Origin of the sequence: Lentisphaera profundi (assembly GCF_028728065.1) — a bacterium.
In the GTDB taxonomy this organism is placed as follows: Bacteria; Verrucomicrobiota; Lentisphaeria; order Lentisphaerales; family Lentisphaeraceae; genus Lentisphaera; species Lentisphaera profundi.
Genome location: NZ_CP117811.1, coordinates 432,206 through 445,147 on the forward strand (window position 1 = coordinate 432,206; position 12,942 = coordinate 445,147).

A 12,942-nucleotide genomic window follows, 5' to 3' on the forward strand; every position below is an offset into this window, starting at 1 on the left:
GGGACAGAGAATTATAAATTCTATTGCTGTGAAGGGCGCTTCCAGTTTACATGATCAGCTTTTTTGAGGTAGGAGTTCATGATTTTGCGCATTTCGCCAAATTTTTCAGGGAAGGTCTTACTGAGGTCTTTTGCTTCAAGTGGATCTTTTTCCATATCAAAAAGCTCATATTTGTCTTTTGCCGAGTTTTTGACTAATTTCCACTGATCAATGCGCAGGGCATGTTTTTTATATTTCTGTAACCAAGTATAAAACTGTTGGCGTTTTTTAAATTCATTTTGTGAAGCAGACATGAGTTCAGGAAGAAATGATTTGCCATCCATTTTTCCAGGATATTTGATCTCCGCGGCATCAATAAGAGTAGGCATGAAGTCCATTGTCATAGCCTTGAAATCCGAAACACTAGCCGCTGTAATTTTTCCTGGCCAAGTCACAGAAGTGCAGACGCGCAGTCCACCTTCATACATATTTGTTTTATCGGCTCGGAGTTCACCATTGTCTGCACCATACTTGATTTTTCCACCATTATCTGAGGTAAAAACGATGAGAGTGTTATTTTTGATTTTGAGCTTTTTTAAAGTTTCTAAGACGCGACCGATTGAGTAATCTAGGTGTTCTATGAGGCCGGCAATTTTGGCGCGCTTATCTGTCGCATTTGGATAACGTTTTTTGAATTTTTGAAAATAATCTTCAGGTGGATGAATGGGATCATGAGGAGCATTATAGGAAAGGAATTGGAAAAAAGGACGTTGATCTTGCTGAGCTGATTTGATTTCTTCGATCGCCCAGTTTGTAAATAAGTCAGTGGCATGAGTGCCCTTAGTTTCGATGCGATCATTATTCTTGTACATGTAGGCATTGCCGTGGCGCGTGTGTTCCCAGTAATCATCCATCATATCGCCAAGGAAACCATGAAAGATTTCGAAACCTCGATCATTTGGTCTATTGGGTGATTTTAAACCGAGGTGCCACTTACCAATCAGACTAGTACGGTAATTGCCTTGTTGAAAAGCGTTGGCAATGGTTATCGCTTTGGGATCAAGGTATCCCCAGGAATTGTTATCATGCGTACGTACAACACCTGGAACACCTACTAGGTCTTGGTTACGACCAGTTAAGAAGGCAGCTCGTGAAGGAGAACAGACACAACTATTTGCCGTAAATTGCGTAAAGCGCATGCCATCTTTCATCAGTTGATCAATATGAGGAGTCTCTATATCCGCGGAGCCATAGGCCGAAAGATCTCGGTATCCTAAGTCATCCACCATAATAAAAAGGATATTTGGCTTTTCAGCCGCGGATAAACATGAGAAGGAAAAAAGAGTAAGTAAAGAGATGAGGATTTTAGTCATGATATTCCTTTTTTATATAAATATTCGTTATAAAAAGTCTGCTTAGGACAGAGAGACCATATAAGATGACTTATTAGTTCAAATTATTTGATCTGAATATTTATAGACTTGCGTAAATTATTGATTTGTTTTTGTGGTAGTTGCCCTTGGTGGACAATTAGTTTTTTGAGTGATTTCACTTTATATATCTTGTCGACCTGAGTGATTTCACTTTGGCTGATATCTAAAGTGGATATTTTTAAGCCTTCAAATTCTGCGATATCATTTATAGACGTGCCACTGATTGTGAGTGAATTCAAATTGAGATAAGAAAGAGGGTTTTTCCCTGAAGCAAAAAATTCGGGACTCTTAAGGTAGTAGATTTGCTTGGAATTTAAAATCAGACTTTGGTCGCGAAAATTATATTCAAAACCCGAACCATCCCAGTTGAGATTGACCATTTTCAGTAGCTCAGTAACTGCGGAGTCATAGTAATTTAAGTCGCCACGAACTTTACTGTCGTAGGCAAGTAAGCGCAGGGCAATGGTGTAATCATATTTTACCTTTCCTTTGAGATCTGATATAAGCTTACTAAGCGCTTCAATACTTAATAAACCGATGGGCTTACGAGGTGAATAAAGGTATTTATTGCTGAGCTCACGAAGACCTTTGTTCTCTTCGTAGGGGAGGGTATCAATTTCCTGAAAGTTTTGCATGAGAAATAAGGAAAGGATGAGGTGATGACGAGCGGCGCTATTATTGGGGTCAATTTTTAAAATTTCGCGAGCATTAGCTAGAGTTTTATTAAGGGACTTAATCGGGTACTCATATATAAAAGTTTTTGAATTGAGTTCAGATTCTGATAAAAAGTTTTCAGTCAGCCTTTTTAGTAGTGTTTGACTTTCATTTAGGAGTTGGTCAGCCTTGTTTTTCTCTTTCTCTAAATGAATTGCACTCTGCTCAGCTTTAATGGTTTCTGCTTTGGCGAGTTTAACTTGATCTTTTAGAGCACCAATAAAATAAAAACTCAGGCCAAAAATAATAATGATCGCCATAATAGCCGTCAATGAAGCTGCTTTGTTACGTTTGATTAGTAAGCCAAGTTCTTTTACTACACCCGCGTTCTCCGCTTCAGTTGAGAAACCAGATAGATAATTCTGGACCTCATTTTTTAGTTCATTGATGGATTGATAGCGAAGGTTTTTGTCTGCCTGTAAAGAACGCGATATAACGGCAGATAAACTTTTTGGAAAGTGACCATTAAGTAGTTTCTCTGGAGCGATGTATTGATTAGTTTTTGTTTTCTCAAAAATCATCTCTAGACTTCCTCCAGTAAAAGGGCATTTATAAGTCATCATGGAGTAAAGTAAGCAAGCCAAAGAAAACACATCGGTACGCTGATCAAGCTCTTCTTTGGCATCGATCTGCTCTGGCGACATGAAACCAGGAGTGCCGACAATTTTATTTCTTTGAGTGAGGTGATTGAGCATGTCAGTATTGAGTAATAATTCTTCAAAGTCGGCACTTTCTTGAGCATGTAATATTTTTGCTAAGCCCCAATCACAAACGAGAACTTCACCAAAGTCACCCACTTGAATATTGTCAGGTTTAAGGTCCAAATGAATGATGTTTTTTGAGTGAGCAAAGGCAATGGCATCACATATTTTTAAAAAAATCTGCAATAAATCATGACGTGAATAAAGCTTTTGGTACTTTGGATTACCGAGTTTGAGTTGGGTGATGATTGCTTGGAGAGAATCACCTTCTTTAAGATCCATAGTGAAAAATGGGCGTCCCTCTTCGTTGAGCCCCATATCGTGCACGGAGATTATATTGGGGTGCTCAAGCATGGCTGTGAGACGTGCCTCGCGCAGAAAAAGCTCGAAAAAAGATTCATCTATTTCAGGCAATAATTCAGCTAAAGCAATATTTCTAGAGACGCTTTGATCAAGTACTTTTTTGATTTGCTTCATGCCACCAGAAGCCACCTCTTCAATGAAGTAATAACGCTTATTGAGTTCTTTGAGCTCGGAATAAATTAGCGATTTATCTTTGGATTCAGATTTTTCGTGAAAAAGACCAGTGAATTTTCGAGCAAATTTTTGTAGATCCTCACTCATTAAAAAGTCGCATTTCTTGTTTAATTTGCTGAATTTCGCTGAGTAGTCGTTCTTTGACACGGTTCTTTAGTTTGTTGACAGAGTTTCTTTGTAAGTCGAGCTTACCTGCAATTACATCCGAGGAGATGTTGTCCATGGTCATTTTAAAAACTTCCATGGCTTTGCCTGAAAAGATAGGAGTCACGCGTTCCATGGCAGTTTGAACTACGTATACTTCCCATTCACTTTGAATTAATGATTCAATTTCGGGTTGAGAAATACTCTCTTCTAAAGCTTCCTCTGAACGGAATTTTTCCATTTTTTCCGAGCGTCGATAAACTTTGCGGTAATGGTCTGCGACTCGACGATGAATAATAGAGCTCATCCAAGTACGAAATTTGGCGCGATTACTATCGAAATCTAGTTTAGGAAGAGATTTCCATAATGAGAGTAAGACCTCTTGAGCAAGGTCAGCTTTGTCATTTTCATTAACTCCCATTTGATGAAGGATCACCATAACAAATTTGTGGTAATAATTAGTGAAGTCATCCCAAGCTTGATGATCATCTGGATCCTGTGCTCTTTGTAAAAGAGTGAGACGCGTATTCCAATCACCAGCGCTCATGTAATGACCTCGTAATTATAATCTTTAAGTAAATTTATTATAAAACTTCTGAAGGAGGAAAACAAGCTTCAAAGGTTAGCTGGTGACATAAAGAGTTCGGTATTTTTACCTGTGCCTCCGACGCGGTTTTTATGTCTTTTCCATTGGATAACTTCAGCTCTTTTTATAGATTGCATATCTTGTTCTTGCATGAATTGGACTAATTCATTTGCGGACTCTCTTTTTTTTATGGCCTCTAAAGCGTAGTCACCAATTTTCGACATGTGCTGACTTAGCTTTGCTCTAAGTTGTTTAAGTTGGGTTTGGTACGCTGGATTTTTAGCTAAATTATTAAGGCAATCAGGATCATTCTCTAGGTCATAGAGTTCTTCAAGTTCTCTGAAGCTTAGATGATTGAAGCGCTTTGCTACTGTAGGATCAGTTTTTGCGAGTTCCTTTATTACCTTATAGGACTTATGAAATGAAGAAGCACTCGAGAAAGTTCGTTTTCCATCTGACCAAGGGTTAAATATATAAGCAAACTTTTTGTTGTGTACGGCACGAGTAGGGTAGACTAAACCGATAGCATTTTCGTTGAATTCGGCGAAAATATGATCACGGTACTTTTGTGTTTTTCCTTGAATAAGCGGTAAGAAAGATCTTCCTTCTAAGCCTTTTACTTTGCGGATTCCGCAAATATTGAGAATCGTTGGAAAAAAATCAACTGCAGAGATCATGTGTTCAGTGTCTTTTGAGCCGGGCTTAATTTTTTCTGGCCACTTCATTACCCATGGTGTGCGAATACCATTTTGATACAGAGATGATTTTGCAAAAGGAAGTGGCATGCCGTGATCAGAAACAAAAATCACTATGGTATTCTCTTCATAGGAACTATCTTTCAGGCTTTTAAGGATGGCACCTACACAATCATCGGCACGTTTTACAGAATTGTAGTAATTACGCATTTCGATTTTTACGCCTGGATGTTTGGGTAGGAACTCAGGGATGGTAATTTCCGAGCTTGTATAAATGCGGCTAGGCCCATATTCGTCGAAACCTGATTCAGTAGATTTAGGATCCTGGTAAAAGGGTTTGTGTGGGTCAGCAATATTGACAAGGCAGTAGAAAGCTTTGTTTTTTTCGTCAAGGAGAGAAAAGAAATCTTTCATACCTTGAGCATAAACTTGGGCGCCACGTTTTTCAGCACCTTTGAGGATAATAGATTGATCCCAATATTTTTCATAATCACCGCTAAAACTAGTGTCACGAGGCTTGTTGATAACTGCAGTGAAGTAGCCATTATTTTTCAAAACCTCAGGCAACATGGGGTAGTTGGCATTGACCATATAAAAGCCGCGCATGCCACTGCTACTAGGGTAACGGCCACTTTGAAAGACAACTCTAGATGGCGAGCAGTTAGAAGCTTGAACGTAGGCCCGTTCAAAGAGCATACCCTCATTGGCAATGCTATCAATATTAGGGGTAATTTCCGGAAGCTTGCTCCCGTAGACTCCAACAGAATCCCAGTTCATGTCATCGACGGTGATAAAAAGAATATTGGGTTGTGCCTTATCTGCTAATATGAAGTTAGCATTGAAAATGAGCAAAAGCGTGGCTGTGAGTATTTGATTAAACATAAATGACCTTAGTGTTATATGAGCTTACTTAATGACTTCAGCTTCGTGATTAGTGATATATTTTTGATTGGGCTTTGAAACATCTTTGGGCTGATTTTTGGGGACCTTGTGTTGAATTCGTAGTGCCTGTAATTCACCCTTCATAGCTTCGACAATAGGGGCGTATTCTGGATTAGAAAATTGGTTAGTCATTTCTTCGGGATCAGATTTTAGGTCATAGAGCTCCCATTCATCAATATCATAAAAGTACATGAGTTTATAGCGCCCGTCATAGGCACCTTCGTGACGTTGAACCATGTGCCACCCAGGAAATTCATAATAGTGATAATAATGAGTTTTTCTCCAGTCCTTAGGCGTCTTGCCTTCAAGTATTGGTAGGAGTGAGGCGCCTTGCATATCTTTCGGAATATTTTGTTTGGCAATATCCAAAAATGTTTCGGCAAAGTCAAGGTTCGATACTAAGTCCTTATTTACGCTGCCGGGAGTAATATGGTTGGGCCATTTTATGAGTAAAGGGGTGCGATAGGATTCGTCATACATGAAACGCTTATCAAACCAGCCATGTTCGCCAAGATAAAAACCTTGATCAGAAGAGTAAATGACGATGGTATTTTTATCGAGTCCAGATTCTTCTAAGTAGTCCATGACTTGACCGACTGATTCATCTACTGATTTGATACAGCGCAAATAATCTTTGACGTAGCGTTGGTACTTCCAACGAATAAGATCTTCACCTTTTGGTTTTGCCTTAAGAAGTGCTTGATTCTTTGCTTCGTAAGCGGCATCCCAAACTTTGACTTGTTCAGGAGTCATGCGCTGGTGAATTCGTTGCGCAAGTTGACCCTTCTTATCGAACTCTCGTACTTTTAAATCCTTTCCAAGTTCCATGGAGACTGCTATGGACATGTCTTGATTTCTCGCTGCGTGACCGCGATTTTTATAGTCGTCAAATAGAGAACTCGGCTCGGGCATTGTAATGTTGTCGAAGGCATTGAGGTGTTTAAGAGCGGGAGACCACTCTCTATGAGGCGCTTTATGCTGCATCATTAACATGAAAGGTTTTGTTTTGTTTCTTTGAGTTTCAAGCCATGCCAAAGCCTTGTCAGTTACAATTTCTGTGCAGTAACCTTGGACTCTAGTTCTACCTTGAGGAGTATCAAAATCGGGGTTGTAATACATGCCTTGGCCTGGGAGGATTTCCCAATGATCAAAGCCGGTGGGTTTAGAACCTAAATGCCATTTGCCGATGACGGCAGTTTGGTAACCAGCTTTTTGTAGCAGTTTAGGGAATGTTTGTTGTGAGCCATCAAACTTAGTATGCTCGTTCACCATGAAGCCATTTAGGTGAGAATACTTGCCAGTTAAGATTGTCGCACGACTTGGTCCACAGATTGAGTTGGTCACCATGCAGCGTTTAAAGAGCATGCCTTCATCTGCCAAGCGATCTAAGTTCGGAGTGGGCGCGACTTGCGCAAAACGCCCGCCATAAGCACTAATGGCTTGAGTGGCGTGGTCATCGCTAAAAATAAAGAGGATGTTCGGCGTACTGGCGAACAAAGACGAAGTTAAAGCGAGACTTACGGTGACTAGTTTTATAATCATTAAAATTTCCAGTAGTTAAAGTTAAGGAATCCAGAATTCAGTGGTATTAGCTTCAGTACCAATGATGAGTAGTTGACTGCCGGTGAGTACACTGACGTGACCGTCAAGGTAAACGATATTGGCTTTGCTGTTATGGCGAGCAATGGCTTGCTCCGAGACGGTATCGTAGACTTTAGTTTCAACAAGGTTGTATTTGAATAGCGTGTTTTTCAAGTCCCAGGAGTCCATGTAAAAAGCCGTTGTGTTACCATGTGTACTAGAGATGGGATAGGCTGTGTAAGTGGTTCCGCCATCATCGATGAGACCGAGGCGATAGTTTTGAGAATAATTATTGGTCCAATAGCTATCAAGTTCTTTTCCCATGGGGCATTTATAGGGACTAGTATTAGCATTGTTAGTAGCAGCAGTGATTTCTGGTAGATACCCCCTTGAGAGAGTTTTTTAGGCCACCATTCGCTTGCGAAAGAATCATTCAGTGGTGCATAGTTATCATTGTCATCCGCATAGATAAATGATGCCGTAGATATTTGCTTGAGTTTATTTTTACATACACTTGCTCTCGCCTTCTGTCTTGCTTCGCTAAGTTCAGGAAGAACTAAGCTCGATAGGATACCGATTATGGCGATGACGACGAGTAGTTCTATTAAACTAAAATTCTGTTTTTTCATAATAACCTCTACTTGTTTATAAGTATCTATTCGTCGTCTTCATGAATAGGGGGACAGTATACAACCTTATTCTTTAATTTAATTCATCATTTCACAAAATTGAAATATTAAGGAACCCAAAAATCAGTTGTTGAAGCCTCTGTCGAAATTTGTATGAGATAAGTACCGTTAAGTGCTTCGATGTGGCCATCAATAAATGAAGTATTGGCTTTTTGTAAATGACGCCCGACTCTTGCTTCAGGATCAGCGTTAAAAACTTTATTTTCTGTAAGATTGCCTTTCCATAAAGTGGTGTTGGTCATGAAGGAATCCATATGTAGGACTGTTGAGGAGGCATGCGTACTAGTGAGGACGTATTGATCATATGCTGTGCCACTTTCACTTGTTAATCCAAGGCGAAAATTTTGTGAGTAATTACTTGTGTAATATGTGTCGAGCTCGACGCCCTCTGGACATTTGTATGGGCTAGAATTAACATTGCTATTACTTGCAGAGATTTCAGGTAGGTATGATTGAGTTGAAAGTCGTTCGGTCCAATAATAAGTAGAGTGTGAATTGTTATAGCTTGCGTAGTTGTTATTGTCCATTGAATAGGCAAAAGTGGCTATGCCAATTTGCCTGATTTTACTTTGACAAAGAGTGAATCGTGCTTGTTTACGCGACTTCCCTAAGATAGGTAATAAAAAGCTTGTTAGTATGCCTATAATAGCAATTGAGACTAGTAATTCGATTAGAGTGAATTTCTTTTTCATTTGATTTCCTTATAAAATGTATTTACTCACTATTTCGTATTAAAGATGAGTAAAGGGACAGGAAATGAAAAAGAAATTTAAGTTTTTTATTTGATGAAAATTAAGAGTTGAAAGACTAAGGATACAGCGGGTTTATAATGACTATATTATTCTATTTTTCTCAGCATCATTAAGCGGAAATCCATAACTTGTGGGCCGGGAATTTTTAGAGCCTGAATTTTTATTTTTTGTGGTCCTCCCAAAAACGATCTGGAACCTACATGGGCGAATGCGGTGTGTTGTAAGGTAGATAAACTAAAAAAGGTTTCTTACTATTCTTGTCCATGAAGTTTATTGCTTTGTCAGTGAAATCATCTACACAAAAACCTTTGCCTTTTACAATTTTGCCATTGTGTTCCAGCATTGGAGAATAATAATTTCCCCAATGACTCGAACAGAAACCGTAAAACTCATCAAAGCCACGGCCATTGGGGTGGTAGGGGTACTGCATGCCGCTATGCCATTTACCAAAGGCCCCGGTGGCATAGCCTGCAGCTCTAAAGACATCTGCCAATGTTTTTTCGTCAAGATTAAAGCGTTCGCCGCCTTCTGAAGTACTGCACACTCCGCTACGAAAAGCATAGCGTCCCGTCAGAAGTTCAGCTCGCGTTGGTGAACAGACAGGCTGAACGTAAAAATTGTTGAACTTGGCGCCGTCTCGAGCGAGTGAGTCTATGTGTGGTTCGATAGATCTTTGTTACCATTAATACTTAAATCACCCCAGCCCTGATCATCACTTAGAAAGATGACTATATTGGGCCTTGTGGACTCTGCAAAAGCTGAGCCAAGGATAAATAAGACTAATAAAGAAAAAGTTTTCACAGTCATTAGTGAGCCGATTTATCTTTCTTTTTCTTTTTAAGGGGCTTATCCAAACTTTTTAAATAGGCGACTAGATCGCGTAATTCTTTTGGCTGAAGTAGCATGTGCATAGGTGGCATGGGAGACACTGGAGCCATCATCGTTTTAATGTGTTTGCGTTTGTGAGCGATAACTTTACCATCGGCACCTTTAACTTTCACAAGAGCTTTATTTTCACCCATGTAAGTTCCACTGTGAACTTTGCCATCATCAGTTGTGACACTGGTGATGCCATAGCCTGGGGCAACTGCCGCACCTGGATCCACAATGGATTCTAACAAATAGCGTCGATCATACATCTTGCCCATTAAAGTTAAATCGGGACCAACATCGGCGCCATAACCCTTAACTTTGTGACAGCGCAAGCATTGAGCGGCACCATGATTAAAAAATACATCGCGACCTTTGTCAATGTCCCCACCTTGGATAGCATAGGCAAACTTGTCGGTGTTTTGGCCTGTGGCCATTTTTGCTTCATAAGCTTTAAATTTAGTCTGGAAATCTGATGATTTTTTACTGCGCGCTGAATCTAAAATCTCTAGTAGTGCTTCACGATCACCCTTGCCATTGAGGGCTAAATCCAATTGTTTGAGTAAGATGGAGTCATTTGCGGAGTTTACAGCCATGAGATTGTAAGCTAATTGACGCTCGGCAGCACTTCCTTTTTGACTGATTGTCGCAGCTTGTACTTGAGCCTTTGTGGGATCGAGCTCATTGAGCAGTGTTAGGGCTTTGAGCCTTATGGCTTCACTCTTATCTTTGAAGAGTTTGAGAACTAAATTAGAGCTGATTTCTTTACGTTGGTTTAAAGTGTCTAAAGCTCCCAAGCGAATTTCATCGATGAGCTTATTATTATTGATTTGACTCAGTAAGATATCTGATGTTATGGGAAAATTATACTTATTGGCTAAGCGACTGATTTGAGCCAGTACTTTGCCTTGTGATTGTTTAAATAGCTCGCCTAAATATGCATTCAATACTTTTGAAATGTCTTGGCGCTCTGTAGTGTATTCACGAGGCAAGCCAGTTGAGTTATCTAGGGGTGCTTTGTCATCCCACGCTTGAAGCGCTGCAATAGCTTCCTGAATCATTGATTCTGGTAAGTCTTTTTCTAGTGAATACTGGAGTAAGCGTTTTGCCGCGGCTTCATCGCCTAAATAATAATTGGCATTGATGACGCGTATGTGCATTAATTCATCGACGAGGTCACTAGGTTTTTTTAGATCTACTAAAAGTGAGGCTAATTTCTTTTGAGCTCCACCGTCAATGAGGCGGTCATTGATGGCGCGAATAGCTTCGTAACGAACTTGCGGATCATTATCGGATAAAAAGACCTGGATCCCTGGGTCAAGATTTTTTCTCATGGCCAATAAAACAATCATACGGACTGCTGCAGAAGAGTCTTTTGCGTACTTCGCATAGCTAGAGGAACTCTTCATTCCAGCGAGTCCCATCATCAGGCCGTGCTGAAGGAAGCGATCTTTGGCATCATTTTCACGCTGAGCATCAATGATTGCGGAGATGACAGAGTCATCTGCAATTCTTCCTAGGCCAATGCCTGCGTACATGGCAACGCGAGGATGTTTGTCTTTTAGTGCTTTGCTCAAATCTAGTAGAGCTGACTTGTCGCGGTGATCGCCTAAAACACGAGCCGCCTGAATACGAATTTGATAGTCTGCGTCATTAAGTAATAAGTTTTTTAAAATTTTAATTGCAGAGATGTTTTTATTGGCCAGCATACCTAAGCCCCAAAGGCCATGAACTCTTTGTAGTTGCGGAGCGGCAGGATTTTTTGCGGCCTTCGTAAATAGCTCGGCTGCGTCTGCTCTTTTAGCTAATTCAAATTGTGCTCTCAGGCGAACTTGTTGATGATCCCAAGCTAAGAGTTGATAGAGTTTTTCGCTGGAATTTTGACTGAAATCACTGGTGAGCAATTTTTCATTTTCTTTAATTTCGGGCTTATCAGTTTGGCCAGGGACTTCGAGAGTAAAAATGTTACCCTCATCTCTATTTAAATAACCACCATTGTTATATTCGGATATGTACATTTTGCCATCGGGTCCAAAATCCATATCAACCAAGTTTGAACCAGTAAAAAAATCCTCGAGATTTTCCATTTTAAAACCTGCGCCCGCGGGTTCCACATCAAACATGGAGATACGTGTTTTTGGTGAGCCACCCTTAAAAATATTAACGAAGAATTTATTGTCAAATTTTGGGCCTAAGGAATTGGATGGATTGAACAAGAAACCTGATGGACCACCCACGATTTGACCAATGGTAGGCATGACATAGGCGGGTTGATTTGTTTCATTGGCGAAATAAAGACGCTCTGTTTTCCACGCACTATTAAGTGTTTTCTTTCCCGCGTAATCATAGGAGCGAAACTTGAGTTTGGAGGCGAAGGCCAAGAGGTTTTGATGGCCTGCATGCCAGCCTGAATCACCACCCTCGACGAGGTAATTAATACGCTCCAAATCACCTTTGTCGGAATCATTATCCGCCGTAAATAAATTACCAAAATCATCAAAGACTAATTCTTGTGGATTGCGCAAACGATCATAAAATACTTCTACATTTGAACCATCGGGATCACAGCGAAAAACGGCGCCTTCATTTGGGCCATGGAACTTTTTGCCTTCCTTAGTGGTGAAGCTAAAACCGCGATCACCAATGGACCAATAGAGCTTACCATCGGGTCCCCAAACCAAACCATGCATATCATGGCCTGAATAACTCATACGTATGCCAAAGCCATCTTGTATAGAAGTTCGTTTGTCAGACAGTCCATCGCCATTACTATCTTCGAGCATCCAGAGATGTGGAATGTTGGTATAGTAAACTTTTCCGTCGCGTTCAATGATACCTAATCCAGGACCATCGAGAATATCGTTAAAACCATCGGCATAAACTTTTGCGCTATCCGCACGTCCGTCACCATTAGTGTCTTCTAGTATTTTGATCATATCCTGCTTGTCAGTGTAATGCGATTCTGGGTGCTTATCGTAATGCTTTTTGTACATGGCCAAACGATCTGCACTTGATTGAATCATGATGTCCTCCAAGAGCATATAAGGGCGATGACGAATGTCATCCACCCCAAAGCGCCAGCGATGAATTTCGGTCACTAATAATCGGCCCTTAGAATCAAAGGCAATTGCCATGGGGTTAGTGATCTGAGATCTGTCTGCCCAGAGGCGCGCTTTAAAGCCATCGGGCATAGAGAAGCTATTCATTTTTTGTGCTTCAGCTTTCTCGTAATCTGCAGGACTTTTACTTGCTGCACTGAGCCCATTCGCAATAAGCAAAGATGAGAGCAGCAGGAATTTATTTGACCATTTTAACATAT

9 protein-coding genes and 1 pseudogene are annotated in these 12,942 nt (G+C 40.4%); all 10 read right to left on the reverse strand.

Annotation, left to right across the window (positions count from 1 at the left end; genetic code table 11):
- Positions 1–20: 20 nt before the first annotated feature.
- Positions 21–1,352, reverse strand: a complete 1,332-nt coding sequence (locus tag PQO03_RS01670) for a sulfatase family protein (RefSeq protein WP_274150740.1) — start codon at positions 1,350–1,352, stop codon at positions 21–23.
- 83 nt (positions 1,353–1,435) lie between these two features.
- The gene (locus PQO03_RS01675; protein ID WP_274150741.1) at positions 1,436–3,451 is read right to left on the reverse strand and encodes a serine/threonine-protein kinase; all 2,016 of its coding nucleotides are present in this window, start codon (positions 3,449–3,451) and stop codon (positions 1,436–1,438) included.
- Positions 3,444–4,055 (reverse strand): RNA polymerase sigma factor, encoded by a 612-nt coding sequence (locus PQO03_RS01680; RefSeq protein ID WP_274150742.1) that lies wholly within the window; start codon positions 4,053–4,055, stop codon positions 3,444–3,446. The genes PQO03_RS01675 and PQO03_RS01680 overlap by 8 nt, the downstream gene beginning before the upstream one ends.
- 68 nt (positions 4,056–4,123) lie before the next feature.
- Entirely contained in the window at positions 4,124–5,671 is a 1,548-nt protein-coding gene (locus PQO03_RS01685; protein ID WP_274150743.1) for a sulfatase family protein, read from the reverse strand.
- Positions 5,672–5,695: 24 nt separating this feature from the next.
- Positions 5,696–7,273, reverse strand: a complete 1,578-nt coding sequence (locus PQO03_RS01690; RefSeq protein ID WP_274150744.1) for a sulfatase family protein — start codon at positions 7,271–7,273, stop codon at positions 5,696–5,698.
- Between the two features lie 21 nt (positions 7,274–7,294).
- Entirely contained in the window at positions 7,295–7,501 is a 207-nt protein-coding gene (locus tag PQO03_RS21975; protein WP_337993437.1) for an H-X9-DG-CTERM domain-containing protein, read from the reverse strand.
- On the reverse strand, positions 7,483–7,941 hold the full coding sequence (locus PQO03_RS01695; RefSeq protein WP_337993438.1) for a type II secretion system protein: 459 nt from the start codon (positions 7,939–7,941) through the stop codon (positions 7,483–7,485). Before PQO03_RS01695 ends, PQO03_RS21975 begins: the two co-directional genes overlap by 19 nt.
- Before the next feature lie 107 nt (positions 7,942–8,048).
- A complete protein-coding gene (locus PQO03_RS01700; RefSeq protein ID WP_274150745.1) occupies positions 8,049–8,693 on the reverse strand; it encodes a type II secretion system protein in 645 nt (214 codons plus the stop codon).
- Positions 8,694–8,952: 259 nt separating this feature from the next.
- Positions 8,953–9,560: pseudogene (locus PQO03_RS01705) on the reverse strand (sulfatase-like hydrolase/transferase); the annotation flags it as partial.
- Positions 9,560–12,940, reverse strand: a complete 3,381-nt coding sequence (locus tag PQO03_RS01715; protein ID WP_274150747.1) for a PVC-type heme-binding CxxCH protein — start codon at positions 12,938–12,940, stop codon at positions 9,560–9,562. The gene PQO03_RS01715 and the pseudogene PQO03_RS01705, both read right to left, overlap by 1 nt.
- Positions 12,941–12,942 lie beyond the last annotated feature (2 nt).